Below are 18,565 nucleotides of genomic sequence, written 5' to 3'. Positions count from 1 at the left end.
CGCACTGGCGTGGTGGCGCACCGCCGTGGCCGCGATGGCGAATGCGGTTCTGCTGCTGCACGCGGCCGCGGTCAGCGGTTGGCGGCCGGCGGCCGTCGCCCCGGTGGCGGCGGCCCTCGCGCTCGTCCTGGTGGTGGCGGTCGGGGTGCGCCGTGCGCGCACCCTGCACACCCGCCCCCGGGCGAACTGGAGCGACGGTCGATTCGCGGTGGTCGTGGTATCCCTCGCCATCATCGCGGTCACCTGCGTGGTGGCGGTGTTCACCCTCGGACTGTCGCGGCTCGAACCGTGACCCGCGTCGCGGTGCACGCGTGGCCGCCGGGGATCGCGGTGCGCGCCCGCCTGCGGGAATCGTGGGTTGTGCCCGGCTGTGGGGATTGCGGGGGTGCCGGTGATGTCAGCCAGTGGCTTCAAGCGCAGCGGCGTGGGCCTGACCAGGGGCAGCGGGTCCAGGTACGTCCGTCCGCGTCGCAGCCCCCAGTGCAGGCACACTCCGGGGCAGCCGTGGTCGCCGCGCTCCAGTACGCCGAGCACGGTCCCGCGTGTCACTCGCCGCCCCGCCGCCGTGGTGGCCCGCACCGGCTCGTAGGTCGTGCGTAGTGCGCCCGCGTGGTCCACCGACACCACGGATTTGCCCGCCACCGTTCCGGCGAAAGCCACCACCCCGTCGGCCGCGGCGAGCACCGGTTGTCCGGCGGCACCGGCCAGGTCCACCCCGCGATGTCCGGGTAGCCAGTCGTGCTCCGGATTGTCGAAGACCCGCACGACCGCCGGACGCGGACGCAGCGGCCAGTCGAACGCGTCCTTCGGCGCGGCCGATCCGGTGGGCGATACCGCGGCGGTCAGCACGAGCCAGCCGAGGACGGCCCGGCCCAGCGCGAGCCGGTGGACAGCGACCCCGCCCAGCGCGAGCCGGTCGCGGGCGACCCGGTCCTGGCTGGGCGTTGTGATCCGATACATGTATCCAGCGTCGTATCGGCAGGTCGGCGATGGAATCCCGGTATCGGCGAGTGTGGATGACACGCGCCGATGTGAATACCCGTCTCTTCCCTCGCGAGACCCGATTTCTGTCTGACCCGTCACCCCCGTAGACTGGTCCAGCGGTTTGCGTACGCAGACCGACTTCGCGCGCCCGCATCGAGGGTCGCCGGCTGGTCCCATCGCGTTCCGCTGAACATCGATTGTTCAGCAGGTGCGTCGTGGGTTCCGGTGGCCGCGGGCGCCAGGGCAGAGATCGCCGATTTCTGCGTCAACCAGCGATAAGAGGAGATACGGGAGCCATGGCTGTCGTAACAATGAAGCAGCTGCTCGACAGCGGCGCGCACTTCGGTCACCAGACCCGTCGGTGGAACCCGAAGATGAAGCGGTTCATCTTCACCGACCGCAACGGCATCTACATCATCGATCTGCAGCAGACGCTGACCTACATCGACAAGGCCTACGAGTTCGTCAAGGAGACCGTGGCGCACGGCGGCACCGTCCTCTTCGTCGGCACCAAGAAGCAGGCCCAGGAGTCGATCGCCTCCGAGGCGACCCGCGTCGGCATGCCCTACGTGAACCAGCGCTGGCTGGGCGGCATGCTCACCAACTTCCAGACCGTGCACAAGCGGCTGCAGCGCCTCAAGGAGCTCGAGGCGATGGAGCAGACCGGCGGTTTCGAGGGTCGCACCAAGAAGGAAATCCTCATGCTGACGCGTGAGAAGAACAAGCTGGAGCGCACCCTCGGCGGCATCCGCGATATGGCCAAGGTGCCCTCGGCCATCTGGGTCGTCGACACCAACAAGGAGCACATCGCCGTCGGCGAGGCGCGCAAGCTGAACATCCCGGTCATCGCGATCCTGGACACCAACTGCGATCCCGACCTGGTCGACTACCCGATCCCGGGCAACGACGACGCCATCCGCTCGGCCGCGCTGCTGACCAAGGTCGTCGCCTCCGCCGTCGCCGAGGGTGTGCAGGCCCGTGCCGCGCGCGCCACCGGTGATGCCAAGCCCGAGGCCGGCGCCGGCGAGCCGCTCGCCGAGTGGGAGCAGGAGCTGCTGGCGGGCGCCACCGCCGAGGCTCCCGCGGAAGCCCCGGCCGCCGAAACCGCCGCCGAGGCGGAGCTGAAGGAGAACCCGGCCACCAAGACCCCGGCCGACTTCTGATTCTCAGCCGCGAGGCTTTGTTCACCTTGCCGACCGTTTCCGTTGGGTAGCGGTCGGCAAGGTGTGACCACCACAGACTTACTCACAACAGGAGGCTCGCCCCAGATGGCGAACTACACCGCCGCCGATGTGAAGCGGCTCCGCGAGCTCACCGGCTCCGGCATGATGGACTGCAAGAAGGCTCTCGAGGAGAACGGCGGCGACTTCGACAAGGCCGTCGAGTTCCTGCGCATCAAGGGCGCCAAGGATGTCGGCAAGCGCGCCGAGCGCGCCACCGCCGAGGGCCTGGTCGCCGCGCAGGACGGCGTCATGATCGAGATCAACTCCGAGACCGACTTCGTCGCCAAGAACCAGGAGTTCCAGGATCTGGCGAACGCGGTCGTGACCGCGGCCGCCAAGGCCCGTCCGGCCGACCTGGACGCCCTCAAGGCCGTCGACCTGGGTGGCAAGACCGCCGACCAGGCCGTGCAGGAGCTGGCCGCCAAGATCGGCGAGAAGCTCGAGCTGCGCCGGGTGGCCGCCTTCGACGGCACCACCACCGTCTACCTGCACAAGCGTGCCACCGACCTGCCGCCCGCCGTGGGCGTCCTGGTCGAGTACCAGGGCGAGGGCGACGCCGCCGCCGAGGTCGCGCGTGCCGCCGCCATGCAGGTCGCCGCGCTCAAGGCCAAGTACGTGAGCCGCGACGAGGTTCCGGCCGACGTGGTCGAGAAGGAGCGCTCCATCGCCGAGGCCACCGCCCGCGAGGAGGGCAAGCCCGAGGCCGCGCTGCCGAAGATCACCGAGGGTCGCGTGAACGGCTTCTACAAGGACGTCGTCCTGCTGGAGCAGCTGTCGGTCACCGACAACAAGAAGACCGTGAAGCAGCTGCTGGACGAGGCCGGTGTCACCATCACCCGCTTCGCCCGCTTCGAGGTCGGCCAGGCGTAATCGCCTGACACAGCGAAACAGTCCCTCGCGCAACGAGATTGCGCGAGGGACTGTTTCATTTGTCAGGAACGGCGGAGGCGGCGGGGTGGGATGCCGCGAGGCCGGTCGACAGCTGGCGGCGAGGTCGGCCGGGCGTGAGTCGCGGTATGACGCGCCCTCGATCGCTCTACCGCCTCATCGCGCCTCCAGCAGTTCCTTCAGCCGCTCGAGATCCTTCCGATTGGCCGAACGCATCGCCGCGACCAGAACCGGTGCGGCGATCTTCGCGAATCCGGTGGGCTCCCCCCGATTGCGCAGCGTCATACGCGTTCCGCCGTCCGCCGTGTCCTCCCACGTGTAGGTCGTCTCCATCGGAAACGGCCCCGCCGCGGTGCTCATGACGAATCGTTCGCCGGGCACCAGTTCCCGCACCTCGTAGGTGTAGGCGAGTTCGCGTCCGAGGAACCGCGCCACGAACGCCATCCGCGAGCCCACGCCCACCGGTTTCGCGGTGAGCCACTGCACGGACCGGATATTCGTGTACCAGCGCGTGGCATTGTCCGGATCGCCCGCGAAGGCCGCGACCTCCGCCCGCGGCCGAGCTATCTCGATGGTGGTCGCGACGTCGACGGACATGGGCCGATGCTACGCCGGGGAAGCTGTCAGCCTTCGTGCCGGTGCGGTGGCGTGCGCCTCACGGCTGCCAGTCGGTGGCGCGCAGCCAGGTATCCAGGTCGTGCAGGTCGGGATGGGCGGCGCGGAGCCCGTCCAGGTCGATGTCGGCGTGCGGGTGGGTGTTGAAGAAGGCGAACATCTTCGCCACCTGCTCGTCGAAGGCCTGGATCTGCTCGATCGGGATCTGCACCGTGCGCGGGCGCAATCCGGCTGTGCGGGCGAGTTTTTCGGCGATCTGCGGGGGCGTCAGTACATCGCCCGCCAACTCGATGGTGCGGCCGATGAACTCCTCGGGCCGGTCGAAGACCACGGCCGCGAATCGCCCGATATCGGCGATGGCGATGAGCGGCATCGGCACCTCGGGCGCGACGGCCAGCGCCAGCACCAGGTGGTCACCATCCCGGGTGGGCCGGTTGTAGGTGGCGAAATTGTCCATGAACAGCACCGGCCGCAGGATGGTGGCGGGTAGCTCCAACTCGCGGATGCGGTCCTCGATGCGCTCCTTCGACGCGTAGTACTCGATGCCGGAGCCCGCACCCGCCCCGCTGAGCGAGCTGTAGACCAGATGCGGGATGCCGAGTTCGCCCACGAGTTCGGCGATGCGGCGGCCGCGCCGCTGTTCCTCGGCCACGCCCGCGAGGCTGATATTCGCCCCGGACATCATGGTCAGCATGAGGAAGACGCCGTGTGCGCCGTCCATGGCCTTGCGCAGCGAATCCTCGTCGTCGAGATCGCCCACGGCCAGTTCGGCTCCCGCGTCGCGCAGCGCGACCGCGGCGGGCGCGTGCGGGTCGCGGACGAATGCCCGCACCGGGCGACCGCGGTCCAGCAGGGCGGTGGCGGTGGCGGTGCCCTGGCGTCCGGTGGCGCCGATGACCAGTACCGGTCCGTTCGGTCGGGACATGTCGTACTCCCTTGATTCTCTTGCCGTTTCGGCTCTCCGATGAGAATCACGCTACGAAGCCGGGCAGATTCCTGTCCTGGTAGCGATACTGCTACCCAGGTTTCGCGCGGGGAGGGCTGCGACATGGTAGACGCCAAGGGCGATCACGGGTCCGAGCGCGGCAGGCGGGCACGGCTGGCCGAATTCCTGCGGGCCCGGCGTGCGCAACTGCAACCGGCCGACGTGGGGCTGCGGGCCTACGGTGACCCCGCGCGCCGCCGCACCCCGGGTCTGCGCCGCGAGGAGGTGGCCGAGCTCTCCGGTGTGGGCCTGACCTGGTACACCTGGCTCGAGCAGGGCCGCGACGTGACCGCCAGCCGTCAGGTGATCGATGCCCTCGCCCGCACTCTGATGCTCGATCACGACCAGCATCGCCACCTGCGTCACCTGGCCGGATTCACCGAACCGGACACGGAGTGGGCCGCCGACGACCGCGCCCGGATGCAGCGCCTGGTCGACGCCGTCCTCCCGAACCCGGCCTCGGTCTACGACGCCGCCTTCGACTACCTGGCGTGGAACCGTGCCTACGCGCTGCTGCGCCACGACCCGCTGGCCCTGCCGCCCGAGCGCCGCAATCTGCTCTGGATGATATTCACCGACACCGAGAATCGGACGCGCATGCCGCGGTGGGAAGCGGCGGCGCGGGCGGTGCTGGGCCAGTTGCGCGACGCGGTGGGCCGCCGTCCCGACGACCCGCGGCTGACCGCGCTGGTGGCCGGTTTGCGCGAGGCCAGCCCGGAGTTCCGGCAGTGGTGGGCGGAGTATCCGGTGCGTCGATTCCGCCCGGCCACCATCGTGGTGTGTCATCCGGAGGTCGGCGAGGTGGAGGTCGAGCTGTTCCAGTCGCGACCGGTGGAGAATCCAGCATCGCTGCTGGTCGTGCAGGTGCCCACCACCGCGACCGCCGCGGCGCGTCTGGCCGCGCTGTCGGCCCGCGCGGAAACCGGATAAACTGCCCCGAAATTCTCACCGGGAACGAGGGTCGGGTCACCCTCGCGCCCGCGCGTGAGGCAGGATAGATAAAGCTCGTCGCCGTCCCGTGCAATACGCATATCGGGATGGTCTTTTCATGTGCGTGCGCAGGCTCGCTGCCGAGGGAGAAGGAGACCGATGACGGACCCGGAAACGGCGCCCGACCGCAAGGGCTATCGCCGAGTACTTCTCAAATTGGGTGGTGAGATGTTCGGCGGCGGCAAGGTGGGGCTCGACCCGGATGTCGTGCAGACGGTCGCCGAACAGATCGCCGAGGTCGTCTCCACCGGTGTGCAGGTCGCGGTCGTGATCGGCGGCGGCAACTTCTTCCGCGGCGCCGAACTCGAGGAGCGCGGGATGGAGCGGGCCCGCTCCGACTACATGGGCATGCTCGGCACCGTCATGAATTCCCTTGCGTTGCAGGACTTCCTGCAGAAGCAGGGGATCGACACCCGGGTGCAGACCGCCATCACCATGGGGCAGGTCGCCGAGCCGTACCTGCCGCTGCGCGCCAAACGGCATCTGGAGAAGGGCCGCGTCGTCATCTTCGGCGCCGGTATGGGTATGCCGTACTTCAGCACCGATACCACCGCCGCGCAGCGCGCCCTGGAGATCGGTGCGGAGGTGGTGCTCATGGCCAAGGCCGTCGACGGTGTCTTCACCGCGGATCCGCGCGAGGACGCCGCCGCCACCATGTTCACCGAGATCACGCACAAGGAAGTCCTGGAGCGTGGTCTCAAGGTGGCCGATGCCACCGCGTTCAGCCTCTGTATGGACAACCAGATGCCCATCCTGGTGTTCAATCTGTTGACCAAGGGCAATATCGCCCGTGCCGTGGCCGGTGAGAAGATCGGCACGTTGGTGCGGACGTGAACCGCACGGACCGCGCCGACCGAAACGAACGATGACGCTGTGGAGGAAACGCCGTGATTGAAGAAGCGCTCTTCGACGCCGAGGAAAAGATGGAGAAAGCCGTCTCGGTGGCGAAGGACGACCTGGGGTCCATTCGGACCGGTCGCGCGAATCCGGGCATGTTCTCCCGGATCGTCATCGACTACTACGGGTCGCCCACCCCGATCACCCAGGTGTCGAGCATCAATGTGCCCGAACCGCGCATGGTCGTGATCAAGCCCTACGAGGCCGCGCAGCTGGGCGCCATCGAAACCGCCATCCGCAACTCGGATCTGGGGGTGAACCCGACCAATGACGGCCACATCATCCGGGTGAGCGTGCCGCAGCTCACCGAGGAGCGGCGCCGCGAGATGGTGAAGCAGGCCAAGTCCAAGGGCGAGGACGCCAAGATCTCCATCCGCAATGTGCGCCGCAAGGCCATGGAGGAGCTGGGCCGCATCCAGAAGGACGGCGAGGCGGGCGAGGACGAGGTCGGCCGCGCCGAGAAGGAACTGGACAAGACCACCCACAAGTACGTCGCGCAGATCGACGAACTGGTCAAGCACAAGGAATCGGAACTGCTCGAGGTCTGAGCCGGTCGGCGGCGCCGGCCGGGGGTAGGGACGAACGGACGACAAGTGAGCGACAGGACAATCGTGGCCGAAGATACTGCCGCCGCAGACAATGCGACGCCGTCGGAGGTGACGGGGGCGGCGCAGCAGCCCGCGACCCCGGGCACATCCGGCGATCCGGCGCGCGCGGGTTCGTCGGCCGCCATACCGGATCCGGTCCCGGCGTCCGACGGCGACAAGGGCGGCAAGTCCAAGGCGGGCCGCAACCTGCCCGCCGCCCTGGTGGTCGGTTTCGGGTTGGGGCTGTCGCTCATCGCGATCCTGCTGTTCGTGCCGAAGGTTCTCGTCGGCGTGATCGCGGTCGCTATGGCGGTGGCCACCTGGGAGGTCGCCAAGCGGCTGCGTGAGGCCGATGTGCTGGTGCCGCGCATTCCGCTGCTGCTAGGCGGTCAGGCCGTCATCTGGCTGGCCTGGCCGTTCGGTCCGGAGGGGGTGGCGGGGGCCTTCGCGGCGACCGTGCTCGCCCTCATGGTGTGGCGGCTGTTCGACCACGGGCTGCGCGCCACGCCGCGAAACTACCTGCGCGACACCGCGATCAGCATCTTCGTCCTCGCCTGGGTGCCGCTGCTGGCCTCCTTCGCCGTCCTCATGCTGCTCGACGACGACGGCAATCTGCGGGTGCTGACCTTCATGATCCTGGTGGTCTGCTCCGATGTGGGCGGCTATGTCGCCGGGGTGCTCTTCGGCCGCCATCCCATGGTTCCCGCCATCAGTCCGAAGAAGTCCTGGGAGGGCTTCGGCGGTTCGCTGCTGTTCTCGGTGATCGGCGGCCTGCTCACGGTCACTTTGCTCTTGCAGGCGAATTCCATGATCGGCGTGCTGCTGGGTGTGGGCCTGGTGCTGGTGGCCACCACCGGCGATCTGATCGAATCCCAGATCAAGCGGGAACTGGGCATCAAGGATATGGGCACCCTGCTGCCCGGACACGGCGGCATCATGGACCGGCTGGACTCCATGTTGCCGTCCGCATTCGTGTCCTGGCTGGTGCTGACGGCGCTGCTGTGAGGCCGGGGGCTCCGACGGTGGAGCCCCCGCCCGTCAGCCCACTTTCTTCGCGGCGCGCCGTAGCTGGAAGATGCGCCAGCCGCCGACCAGCGCCATCACCAGCGCCCCGATGATCACCGACAGCAGTACCAGTACGCCGATCGGCATCTGGAACCGCCAGGCGAAGAACTCGACGTGGGCCGTCTCCAGATTCTGCAGGATGAAGACCAGCAGCACGATGCCCAGCAGCGCCGCGATGATCAGGGCCAGCCAGGTGTAGCCGGTGCGGGTTTTCAGCGCCCGGTCGATGGTCGGATCGGGTTTTCTCGTGTCGGTCGGCTTGTCGATCAGTTTCTCGGGCTCCGGGTGTTCAGCGTCCCCGGGGTGTGCGGCGTCGGCTGTCATAACTCGATCATTGCGGATAGCTATGACCAGTGCACGGATATTGCCCGTTGTCGCAGGTATGTCGGACTTGCCGGAGATTCATGGGTGGTGTGATCAGCGCCGCCCGCCCCGGCACCCGCGCGACCGCGCTCGGATGGGACACTGGAGAGGTTATGACTGCCCCCCTGCCGCTCGTCTTCGACGCCCCCCGCCGTGGCATGCCGCCGCGGCACCTCGCCGACCTCGATGCCGAGGAGCGGCGCGCCGTCATGGCGGACCTGGGGCTGCCGAAGTTCCGCGCCGACCAGATCGCGCGCCAGTACTACGGGCGGCTGCAGGCCGATCCCGAGCAGATGACCGATCTGCCCGCCGATATGCGCGCCAAGGTGGGTGAGGCGCTGTTCCCGCCGCTGCTCACCCCCGTCCGGCATATCGCCTGCGATGACGGCAGCACCCGCAAGACACTGTGGAAGGCGGGCGACGGCACCCTGCTCGAGTCGGTGCTCATGCGCTACCCCGACCGGGCCACGCTGTGCATCTCCAGCCAGGCCGGCTGCGGTATGGCCTGCCCCTTCTGCGCCACCGGCCAGGGCGGCCTGAACCGCAACCTCTCCACCGCCGAGATCGTCGACCAGGTGCGCGCCGCCGCCGCGGCGCTGCGCGACGGTGAGGTCGCCGGTGGGCCCGGCCGCCTGTCCAATATCGTCTTCATGGGTATGGGCGAGCCCCTGGCCAACTACAAACGCGTGGTCAACGCCGTTCGCCGCATCACGTCTCCGGCTCCGGACGGTCTGGGCATCTCCCAGCGCAATGTGGTGGTCTCCACGGTCGGGCTGGCCCCCGCCATCCGCAAACTCGCCGACGAGGACCTGTCGGTGACCCTCGCGGTCTCCCTGCACACCCCCGACGACGAACTGCGCGACACCCTGGTCCCGGTGAACAACCGCTGGCCGGTCGCCGAAGTCCTCGACGCGGCACGCTATTACGCCGACAAGTCCGGCCGCCGCGTGTCGATCGAGTACGCATTGATCCGTGACATCAATGATCAGCCGTGGCGCGCCGATATGCTCGGTAAGAAGCTGCACAAGGCCCTGGGCTCCCGCGTCCATGTCAATGTCATCCCCCTGAACCCGACGCCGGGTTCGAAGTGGGACGCCTCCCCGAAACCTGTTGAGCGTGAGTTCGTCCGCCGCGTCGAGGCGCAGGGCGTGCCCTGCACGGTGCGCGATACCCGTGGTCAGGAGATCGCCGCTGCCTGCGGGCAGCTCGCCGCGGAAGGATGAGCGGACTCGGCCCTGAGGTATTCAGTTCCACGAAGGACTGGCCGTCGAAACGGGTCTCGCCCGACGAACTCGCGCGACGGCTGGCATTCGTTTCGACCGACGATCTGGTCGAGTTCATCGTGGACGCCAGGAATTCCTGGCATCAGCGGCGAAACTGTGTTCGCGCGTTGGCGGGCCGCACGCTGACGCGCTGCTTGCGTGGTTGCGAAGTGTGGATCCGGAATCCGTTCGATATGTGGCGTCTCGCGTCGCGATTCTGACCGCGCGGGGGATGCTGGGTGATATGGAGGTGGCGGACGCGCTGGTCGAATTGGCGTCGAGTCCGTGGGGCCATCTCGGTGGCCCCGCCGACCACGCTATCCAGCGCTTGATCGTTGCCCATGGTCTGCCCGCGATGGATTGCAGAGGCTGGCCTGTTGCCGCCCTTCGAAGGACCGGACGATCATGAGCTACTCGGCCGGGCGATGTCCGCCCTGACCGCGGCAGGATTGGCACCGGCCGAGCCGGTGTCGGCTGGCGACAAATATCAACAGGGCAAAGGCACGTACCAGATCGTCTGAATCGAGGTGGTGATACAGATAGAACGGGCCCAGCGTACTGACCAGGACCTCGCCGACCGAAGTTTCGATGCTGTGGTTAGTACTCGATCGCTATCATTATTATCGCAACGATAGCATGCCTAGATCGACGATTGGCCGAAGCCGACCCCATTAATCGTTGCAATAGCGGTGCTAGGTCGCGGGAAGACGCGTGATGCTGTCGGGGCGGCTGGTCGAAACCGGCAGAGCATGTTCCGGACTGCATGTCCGTAACTACGACATCGGCACCGAATGCGAAGCCGAATTCCGCGATCGGGTTTCGGAAACCGGACTGAACATCGGCGGCGAAGTCACCAAGGTCGTATCTCCTGTGTGAGATTCGAACCGGGCGGGAGGGACGGACGGTGTCGCAGGTGTTCCGACAAGCTTGACTCGAGTTCTCGCGCAACGGTTTCGGCGCCGTTCTGGGAGATGGCTATCGCGGTGCCGAGGAAGGACTCGAATGCCGGTACGAGACTGCCGAGGATGAGGCCGGAGACCTTCTGGCGGTTCGAGACATGGAGTAGCACCGCGTCCCCGTCCGGGCTGGTGTCGATACCGAGGAGCTTGTCGAAACGCCATTCGCGGGTCATCTTGAAGCCCTTGAAGACGACGCGAGAGGTGGTGAGCACTGCTTGGCCGCTGTCGATGGGTGTCTGTAGTTCCGGTCCGGGGAGATAGCGTCCGCGGGAGCCTCCGACGTGGTAGCGAACACCTCTGGCGATGCGGACGCTGACCCCCGAGTACCCGCGGCTATAGGTGCCGGGATGTCGACGCGGTTCGATCAACGCAACCGCCTCGGCGGCCCAGAGCGCCGATTCGCCCTTCTTCAGGAGTACACCGTATTCGGCGCCCCCGGTGTGCCGGATGGCGGACTCGGCCGCGAGCAGGAGTGACGACAACTCATCGTGCTCGAACTGCCACCGAGCGAACTGATCGGCGTACTGCTGAGCCGCGAGGGCTTGGGTTTGTCGGCGCTGTTGCTCGAGGCGTGCCGACTCACGCTCACGTTGCCGCGAAGCCTTGCGAGCGGCGCGGCGCTCGCGCCAGGTCGACCCGGCGGGGAAAGGTTCTGCGGGATCCGTCATGGCAGCTCCCGAGCGATCGGTCCGACCATTTGATTCCCCCTTCACCTGGCCGGTATCACGGTACCTGTACACCGGTAGGCTGGGAGAGAGGAACGGCGGCGTTCGTCGACTCAGGACTGGTCATTGCGAGGTCGCCAGGCGTCGAGGAGGTCTGCTGGGGAGAATGCGGCGTCGAGGTGTTCGGTTGTCGTACCGGATCGGGTGACGGCGATGAGTGGGATCGGTTCGTCGGTAACGCGGTGACGGTGACGTTGGAGCGCGGCCAGATCGTGGTTGTCGAAGGGTGCGTTCTCCAGCCACTTGATGGACCCGAGGAAGGCGAGTTCGTGTGCGACGGGTTCGCGGTCGGCGCCGACGATGTCGATTTCCACGTCGTTGCTGCGGGTCCAGTAGCCGCCGATCGCGGGGACCGCCGGGATGCCGTGTGTGGGGAGCAGACGTGCGAGTGATTCGCGGAGCAGTGGCTCGATGGCGCGGCCTCGCCAGCTCGTCCATCCGCGGTGGATTCGTTCGAGGGTGAGGTCGGGGCGCATGCGGTCCAGTTCGGTGAGGTGGGGGCCGAGGAAGGTCAGCCAGAAGCGCAGGTATGGGTCGGTGATCCGGTAGCGGCGTTCCTTGGATGGGGTGAGGCTGATGGGCAACTCCGCCGCGACGATGCCCTTGCGGGTCAATAGTTCCGTGGCTCGCGTCAGCGTCGAATGCGCGATGCCGCCGGCCGCTCTGGCGATGTTCGTGAAGGTGCGTTCGCCGCTGCCGATTGCCGCCAACACCTGTCGGGCCTGGGTTTGGTCCGGGAATTCGGCTGCCAGCGACAGTTGTGCGGAAACGACCAGAGGGCTCACCGGGTCTGCCAGTTCTCGGGCGAGGAATGCCCAGACATCCTCGCCTGCCCGCCAGCGCACTGCGATGACAGGTAGTCCTCCGGTCACCAGGGCCGCGTCGAAGGCGGCGGCTGGTTCCAGGCCGGTCATCGTCGCCACATCGGCGGGGTTGAGTGGCCCCAGGCGCATTTCGGTGCCGCGTTGGTGGAACGGCCGTCCGTAGGAGGTGAGTGCCTGCATCATGGCGAGATCGGAACCGATGAGGATCAGCAGCACGGGTTTGCGTGAGAGCTCACGATCCCAGGCCCGCTGCAAGATGCTCTCGAACGCACCTGCCGGGTCCATGAGGTACGGCAGTTCGTCGAGTACCACCACAGTCGGCTGGTCTTCCGGCAGGATGCCCGCGAGCTGGCGCAGCGCCGCTGTCCAGTTACCGGGGAGAGCCTCGGCGAAGATGTCGGCGTCCGGCAGCGACGAACTGCGCACGGCGTCGACGAACTCGGTGAGCGGATCGGTGCCGAAGCCGATCTCGCTGGTGTGAAAGACGTTCGGTACTCGGTTCCGGTCCACGAACTCCTCGACCAGTGCGGACTTGCCGATCCTGCGTCGTCCGCGCAGGATCAGGCAACGTCCCGGTCTCGCTGTTCCGATCTCTGCCTGCACCCCGGCGAGTGCTGCAGCGAGTGTGTCCAGCTCACGTTGCCGCCCGATGAAGTCGACCAAGCCACACCTCCGAGTGGATACTACCAATCGCGATACTATCGTGTGCGATAGTATCCTATCGCAGTGTGGAATGTGGCCCGAACGCGATCGGCAAGCACGCCGCTGATCGCATGCGTCGCGAACAAGGAGCTGATATGGGCGCACCGGTCGATCGGAAGGCGTGGCGAGAGCTGGTCGACGGGCTCGTCGAGCAGAAGCGGCGACTTGTGACGTTCGGAGACCATGAGTCGGACACGATGCCGAAGCCGGGGGCGAGCGAGGAGCAGCTGCGAGCGGCGGAATCCAGGCTGGGGCGTCGGCTCGACCCGCAGTATCGAGAGCTGCTTTCGGTGGCCAATGGGTGGGACCACTTCTGGATCAGCTACAGCCTGCTGGGCACCGAGGACAACGGCTACAGCGGCAACGTATTCCTGTTCGTCGGCCCGGCGTCGGATCTGCCGACCGGTGCGGCGGTTCCGCTGCCACCGGAGATGACCTACCCCGATCTGTACAGCTACGTCCGCGCCCAGCTCGACAGCATGACCGTCGACGCCGATCAGGCCACGTTGGGCGAGTATTCGGAACCCTGGCAGGGCCGCAACCTCCGTACCGCCCCGCCGACAATGGCCGAGATCGTCGCGAAGATCGGCGAGTTGATCCAGAGCAGGAATCCTGACCGCCCCGCGCCGTTGCGGGCCGGTGCGACGGTAGCGGAGCTGGACGCGCTCGACCGTGAACTGGGCGGCAGGCTGCACCCCGAACATCGGGAGCTGCTGTCGGAGTCGAATGGACTTGCCACCCCGTATTGGGGCCTCGGGGACGTCCTGTCGGTGCAGGACATCTGTGACGGGGTTCGGTGGCGAGAAGAGTTGGTGCGCAAGCAAAGCGACGAGGATTACCGGTATGATCCGCCCGCTTGGACCGCCGAGGCCGCCCAGCTCCGGGCCTCCGGGCAACAGCGAGACAAGCCGGCCCCGCTGGTCGAACGGGTCGGATATCTCCCGATCATCCCGTTCGCGGTGTCCAGCACGACGTTCTACGGCATCGACATCGCCGACGGTTGTGTCCGGGATCTCCTGCAAGACGGCGAGTACTTCACCAAGTACGGCCGACGTCCGGCCATGGGTCGGACCGTCCGTGACCACCTGCTGAAGGGTTGCCGGGACCTGTGGTGGTTCTCCCGGCTGCGCACCGCCGGTCAATAGGGCCCCTACCGCACCGACACCAGCGATGGCCAGCGTCCGCGATCGTTCGTGGGCTCGACCGGCTGTTCGGCGCGCACCTCGGCCGCCATGCCGCGTGAGGTGCCGCGCGAATACCTCGACAGGCATATGCTCGTGGTAACTGGCACGTTTCGTATCGAGGTCGTCGTGGCGCATATCGATCCGCACACCACGCAACGCGACCTGAGCGCAGGGTTCGCGGCGGAGCTCGAGGCGGGCGGGTTCAGTGCGGCTCGGGAGATCGGGCGGGGCGGGTTCGGGGTGGTGTATCGGTGTTTTCAGGCCGCGTTGGATCGGACCGTCGCGATCAAGGTGTTGACGGCGGATCTGGACTCCGAGGCGCTCGAACGGTTCGTGCGGGAACAGCTCGCCATGGGGAAGCTGTCGGGGCATCCGAATATCGTCACCGTGTTCGAGGTGGGGTCCACCGCGACGGGGCGGCCCTACATCGTGATGCCGTACCACGGGCACGGGTCGCTGGATGCGCGGATCCACCAGCACGGACCGCTCGAATGGCCGGATGTGCTGCGTATCGGGGTGAAGATCGCGGGTGCGCTGGAGACCGCGCACCGGCGCGGTCTGCTGCACCGGGATGTGAAGCCCGGCAATATCCTGCTCACCGAATACGGCGAGCCGCAACTGGCCGATTTCGGAATCGCCCGGCTGACAGGCGGTTTCGAGACGACGGCGGGCACCATCACGGGATCGCCCGCCTACACCGCGCCCGAGGTGCTACAGGGGCAGGTGCCGGATGCCACGGCCGACGTGTACAGCCTGGCCTCGACCCTGTTCTGCGCGGGTACCGGGCACGCGGTGTTCGAACGCCGCAACGGTGAACAGTTGGTCGCTCAGTTCGTGCGGATCACCCGGCAGCCGCTGCCGGACCTCGGTGACGCCGGCCTTCCGCCCGACCTGATCGGCGTGATCGAAACCGCCATGGCCCGCGATCGCGGTGAGCGCTACCCCAGCGCAGCGGATTTCGGGGCGGCGCTGCGCGAGGTTCAGCTCCGGCTCGGGCTCGCACCCGACGAGATGCCGCTGCCCATCCCCGCCGCGGACTCGATCGCTCCGCGCCCCGCCACCACCCCGACCGGCCGCCGCCGCACCACCACCCGCACCACCCCGCCGGTACCCGCCACCCGGCTGCGTCCGCCGGAACGCACCCGGCCGCTGGTCGAACGCCCCCGTCTGCTCGCACCGCTCCGGCACGGATGCGACCGCAGGCTCGCGGTGATCCACGGCCCCACCGGCTTCGGCAAGACCACCGTGGCCGCGCAGTGGTGCGCGGCCGTGCGTGCCGAGGGCGGGTCGGTGGCATGGCTGACCGTCGACAGTGACGACGACAATGTGGTGTGGTTCCTCTCGCACCTCATCGAGGCCGTGCGCGCGGTCCGGCCCGCGCTGGCGCGCGAACTCGGCGAACTGCTCGAGGAACACGGCGACGAGGCCGGACGTTTCGTGCTGACCGAGCTCATCAACGATATCGACCGGCGCGGTGAGCAGCTGACCGTGGTGATCGACGACTGGCACCGCGTCGCCGACCCCGACACCGTTGCCGCACTGCGCTTCCTGATCGAAGGCTCCAGCCCCGTCCTGCACCTCGTGGTGACCAGCCGCAGCCAGACCGGGCTGCCCATGAGCACCATGCGGGCCCGTCACGAACTGGTCGAAATCGGCCCCGCCGCCCTGCGTTTCGACTCCGATGAAGCCTACGACCTGCTGGTGCGGCTGGGTGGGCTGGACCTGGAGCGCGGCGATGTGGAGGATCTCACCGAATCCACCGGCGGCTGGGTCGCGGCCCTGCAACTGGCGGCACTGTCGCTGCGCGGCAGCGACGAACCGGGACGCCTCATCGCCCAGCTGACCGGCCGCCACCACGCCATCGGCGCGTTCCTGGCCGAGAACGTGCTCGACACGCTGGAACCCGAGACGCTGGACTTCATGGTGGCGACCTCGATCACCGAACGCGTCTGTGGCGATCTGGCGACCGCGCTCACCGGGGTTACCGACGGGCACGCGCTGCTGGAGCGGATCGAACAGCAGGACCTGTTCCTGCGCCGTCTCGACGGCGGGCGCTGGTTCCAATACCACCATCTGTTCCGGGATTTTCTGCGGCAGCGGCTCGAACATGATCTGCCCGAACGCATCGACCGGCTGCATCGGACGGCCTCGCGCTGGTTCGCCGAGTACCGGCACGTCAGCGAGGCGGTGGATCACGCGCTGCTGGCCGGGGACGAGACCGGCGCCGTCGACATCGTGGAACGCGACGGCATGTCACTGCTCGAGTACGGGCAGATGGCCAGCCTCATCGGCCTGGTGAACAAACTGCCCCCCGCGGTCATCGAATCGCATCCCCGGCTGCAACTCGATCTGGCGTGGGCGAATATCCTGCTGCACCGCGCCGACGCCGCGGAACGCGCACTGCGTCTGGCGGAATCGACCTTCGACCGCGACGGCCTGGACCCCGACGCCACCGCACTGCTGCGCGCCGAGGCCGGGGTGGTGCACGCGGTCGTGACCGTGCGCGGGGATGTGCTGACCGGGGTGGAGGAATTGCTGGCACCGTGCTTCGCGCGCGCCGACGAACTATCGCCCTATGTGGTGGCGATCGGTGCCAATGTGGCCTGTTTCGCGGCGGCCTACCGCTACGACTTCGACGAGGCGGTGCGCATCCAGGACTGGGCGGCACCGTACATGCGCCGCAACAAGGGGTTCTACAACAAGGTGCACGGCCTGTGCTTCCTCGGTCTGGCGGCCAGTCTGCAACTCGATATCGAACGGGCCGAACACTATTTCCGGGCCGCGCTGCAGGTGGCGAAGCAGTCCGGTGGGAGCCACTCCTACGGTGCCCGGCTGGCCGGATCGCTGCTCGGTGAACTGCTGTACGAGCGCGGGGAGATCGGCGAGGCGGAACGGCTGCTGGACGAGGGCTACAAACTGGGGCCGGACGCGGGGGTCGTCGACTTCAAACTGGCCCGCTACGTGGTCGGGGCCCGGATCAAGGCACTGCGCGGTGACCGCGCCGCCGCCGTTCGCCGGTTGAACGACGGTGCGCGCGTAGCGCATTCGATGTCGCTGCCGCGACTACGCGCGGAGGTGGAGAACGAGCGGCTGCGGCTCGGCCTGCCCGCGCATCCCGACTTCGGGGCGCTGCCGGTGGTCGACTACGAGCACCGTCGCCAACCAGTCGACGAGATCGACGAATTCACGGTGCTCTACGAGGAATTCACCGCGATTCGACTGCTCCTGTCCGAATCCTCGCCCGCCCGTGCCGAACTCGCCCATGTCTGGGCGCGGGAGTGGGTGGATCGCCTCGAATCCGTGCACCGGCCCCGGGAACTGCTCAAGGCGCGGCGCATGCTCGTCGCCTGCCTGGCCGCCACCGGACGCACCGAGGCGGCGAAGGCATTGCTGGCGACGGTGTGCGCGCAGTGCGCGGAGCACGGGTCGGTGCGCTACATCCTCGACGGCGGGCCGCATGTGGTGGCGACGCTCGCCGCCCTGCACGCGGATCGGCTCGCCGGTCGATGGCGGCCGGAATGGCCCGAGGTGCCGGACGGATTCCTGCGGTCGCTGGTGGAAGCCGAAGCCGCACAGACGATCTAGCCCGAACGTTCGAGTCTCAGGGTGGCGCGGCGGGATGCGCGGCGCCCGGGACGGCCGGGACCCGTGGCCCCGCCCACCGGTGAGCGCGCTCAGTCGTCGGCGATGCGCACACCGGGATGATTGGCGCGTTGGTTGCGGGCGGCGAGTTCCACCGTGCGCGCAATGCGCCGAGCCCGGGTCTCGGGGCGTTTCGCGCTGGCGATCCATTCCAGGATCAGCCGTTTCGAGGACGGTGGAAAGCGGCGGAAGTTCTCGTCGGCCACGGCGTTGCGCTCCAGCGGGCATCGCAGGTCGGTGGGGATGGCGGTGGCGGCCGCATCCGGCAGCGGCTGCCAGGTTCCTTCGGTGCGCGCACGCTCGATGACCGCTCGACCTCGCTCGGTCATCAGCCCCTGCTCGATCAGGCGCGCGGCGCGGTCCCGGTTGACCTTGCTCCAGCTGCTGCGCGGGCCCCTCGGGGTGAATCGCAGTATCGAACTGTCCGCGTCGTAGGTGCGGTGCACGCTGTCGATCCAGCCGAAACACAGCGCCTGCTCCATGGCCTCGTGCATGCGCACACTGGGAATGCCGCAACCGATGTGCCGGATCACCAGCCACGCCTCGGTGGTCGTGTGGCTGTGTTCGGCCAGCCAGGCGCGCCATTCGGCCGCATTGCGCGCGACGACGGTCGTCATCTTCACGCCTCCTTCTCGATCGGTGTCGAGAACCATCCTCCGCGTATAAGTGC

The 18,565-nt window shown here is 67.8% G+C and carries 17 protein-coding genes and 1 pseudogene; 11 read left to right on the top strand and 7 right to left on the bottom strand.

Annotation, left to right across the window (positions count from 1 at the left end; all coding sequences use genetic code 11):
- Positions 1 to 34 precede the first annotated feature (34 nt).
- Complete coding sequence (locus ON31_RS38595) at positions 35 to 292, top strand: hypothetical protein (RefSeq protein WP_370450456.1); 258 nt, start codon at positions 35 to 37, stop codon at positions 290 to 292.
- A 110-nt stretch (positions 293 to 402) separates the two neighbouring features.
- Here the strand turns inward: ON31_RS38595 and ON31_RS37605 are convergent.
- Positions 403 to 960 (bottom strand): annotated as a pseudogene (locus ON31_RS37605) (M23 family metallopeptidase); the annotation flags it as partial.
- 320 nt (positions 961 to 1,280) lie between these two features.
- Between ON31_RS37605 and rpsB the strand changes: the two are divergent.
- Positions 1,281 to 2,147: a 30S ribosomal protein S2 gene (rpsB, locus tag ON31_RS21120; protein WP_029929999.1), complete on the top strand. Its 867-nt coding sequence runs from the start codon at positions 1,281 to 1,283 to the stop codon at positions 2,145 to 2,147.
- A gap of 105 nt (positions 2,148 to 2,252) precedes the next feature.
- Positions 2,253 to 3,077 (top strand): translation elongation factor Ts, encoded by an 825-nt coding sequence (gene tsf / locus ON31_RS21115; RefSeq protein WP_039816088.1) that lies wholly within the window; start codon positions 2,253 to 2,255, stop codon positions 3,075 to 3,077.
- Positions 3,078 to 3,251: 174 nt separating this feature from the next.
- On the opposite strand, the gene ON31_RS21110 is transcribed toward tsf, so the two are convergent.
- A complete protein-coding gene (locus tag ON31_RS21110; RefSeq protein WP_039816087.1) occupies positions 3,252 to 3,692 on the bottom strand; it encodes an SRPBCC family protein in 441 nt (146 codons plus the stop codon).
- Positions 3,693 to 3,750: 58 nt separating this feature from the next.
- Positions 3,751 to 4,635: an NmrA/HSCARG family protein gene (locus ON31_RS21105; protein ID WP_039816085.1), complete on the bottom strand. Its 885-nt coding sequence runs from the start codon at positions 4,633 to 4,635 to the stop codon at positions 3,751 to 3,753.
- Between the two features lie 123 nt (positions 4,636 to 4,758).
- On the opposite strand from ON31_RS21105, the gene ON31_RS21100 reads away from it, so the two are divergent.
- The 4 genes from ON31_RS21100 to ON31_RS21085 all read left to right on the top strand — a co-directional run bounded on the left by ON31_RS21100 (position 4,759) and on the right by ON31_RS21085 (position 8,174).
- Positions 4,759 to 5,625: a helix-turn-helix transcriptional regulator gene (locus ON31_RS21100; RefSeq protein WP_051037554.1), complete on the top strand. Its 867-nt coding sequence runs from the start codon at positions 4,759 to 4,761 to the stop codon at positions 5,623 to 5,625.
- A gap of 159 nt (positions 5,626 to 5,784) precedes the next feature.
- Positions 5,785 to 6,519, top strand: coding sequence for a UMP kinase (pyrH, locus tag ON31_RS21095; protein ID WP_039816082.1), 735 nt, complete (start codon positions 5,785 to 5,787; stop codon positions 6,517 to 6,519).
- Between the two features lie 53 nt (positions 6,520 to 6,572).
- Entirely contained in the window at positions 6,573 to 7,130 is a 558-nt protein-coding gene (frr, locus tag ON31_RS21090; RefSeq protein ID WP_029929992.1) for a ribosome recycling factor, read from the top strand.
- A gap of 183 nt (positions 7,131 to 7,313) precedes the next feature.
- Positions 7,314 to 8,174 (top strand): phosphatidate cytidylyltransferase, encoded by an 861-nt coding sequence (locus tag ON31_RS21085; RefSeq protein ID WP_051037587.1) that lies wholly within the window; start codon positions 7,314 to 7,316, stop codon positions 8,172 to 8,174.
- Between the two features lie 33 nt (positions 8,175 to 8,207).
- Here the strand turns inward: ON31_RS21085 and ON31_RS21080 are convergent, their stop codons facing one another.
- Positions 8,208 to 8,558 (bottom strand): LapA family protein, encoded by a 351-nt coding sequence (locus ON31_RS21080; RefSeq protein WP_051037553.1) that lies wholly within the window; start codon positions 8,556 to 8,558, stop codon positions 8,208 to 8,210.
- A gap of 152 nt (positions 8,559 to 8,710) precedes the next feature.
- On the opposite strand from ON31_RS21080, the gene rlmN reads away from it, so the two are divergent.
- The gene (rlmN, locus tag ON31_RS21075) at positions 8,711 to 9,820 is read left to right on the top strand and encodes a dual-specificity RNA methyltransferase RlmN (RefSeq protein ID WP_039816328.1); all 1,110 of its coding nucleotides are present in this window, start codon (positions 8,711 to 8,713) and stop codon (positions 9,818 to 9,820) included.
- A 750-nt stretch (positions 9,821 to 10,570) separates the two neighbouring features.
- Positions 10,571 to 10,735 (top strand): hypothetical protein, encoded by a 165-nt coding sequence (locus ON31_RS36840; protein ID WP_157533741.1) that lies wholly within the window; start codon positions 10,571 to 10,573, stop codon positions 10,733 to 10,735.
- Here the strand turns inward: ON31_RS36840 and ON31_RS34780 are convergent.
- Together ON31_RS34780 and ON31_RS21060 are read right to left on the bottom strand one after the other, a co-directional pair.
- Entirely contained in the window at positions 10,710 to 11,486 is a 777-nt protein-coding gene (locus ON31_RS34780; protein ID WP_051037552.1) for a hypothetical protein, read from the bottom strand. The two genes, ON31_RS36840 and ON31_RS34780, sit on opposite strands and share 26 nt — an antisense overlap.
- A gap of 110 nt (positions 11,487 to 11,596) precedes the next feature.
- A complete protein-coding gene (locus tag ON31_RS21060; protein WP_039816076.1) occupies positions 11,597 to 13,030 on the bottom strand; it encodes an ATP-binding protein in 1,434 nt (477 codons plus the stop codon).
- A gap of 134 nt (positions 13,031 to 13,164) precedes the next feature.
- Between ON31_RS21060 and ON31_RS21055 the strand changes: the two genes are divergently transcribed.
- Both ON31_RS21055 and ON31_RS21050 read left to right on the top strand, forming a co-directional pair.
- A complete protein-coding gene (locus ON31_RS21055) occupies positions 13,165 to 14,214 on the top strand; it encodes an SMI1/KNR4 family protein (RefSeq protein WP_039816075.1) in 1,050 nt (349 codons plus the stop codon).
- A 165-nt stretch (positions 14,215 to 14,379) separates the two neighbouring features.
- Positions 14,380 to 17,838 (top strand): serine/threonine-protein kinase, encoded by a 3,459-nt coding sequence (locus ON31_RS21050; RefSeq protein ID WP_039816324.1) that lies wholly within the window; start codon positions 14,380 to 14,382, stop codon positions 17,836 to 17,838.
- 89 nt (positions 17,839 to 17,927) lie between these two features.
- Here the strand turns inward: ON31_RS21050 and ON31_RS21045 are convergent, their stop codons facing one another.
- Positions 17,928 to 18,512, bottom strand: a complete 585-nt coding sequence (locus tag ON31_RS21045; protein ID WP_039816322.1) for a YdeI/OmpD-associated family protein — start codon at positions 18,510 to 18,512, stop codon at positions 17,928 to 17,930.
- Between the last annotated feature and the right edge of the window lie 53 nt (positions 18,513 to 18,565).

The sequence above is a fragment of the Nocardia otitidiscaviarum NBRC 14405 genome (assembly GCF_000308635.1).
Classification (GTDB): Bacteria; Actinomycetota; Actinomycetes; order Mycobacteriales; family Mycobacteriaceae; genus Nocardia; species Nocardia otitidiscaviarum.
This window is presented reverse-complemented; position numbering and strand designations above follow the sequence as displayed.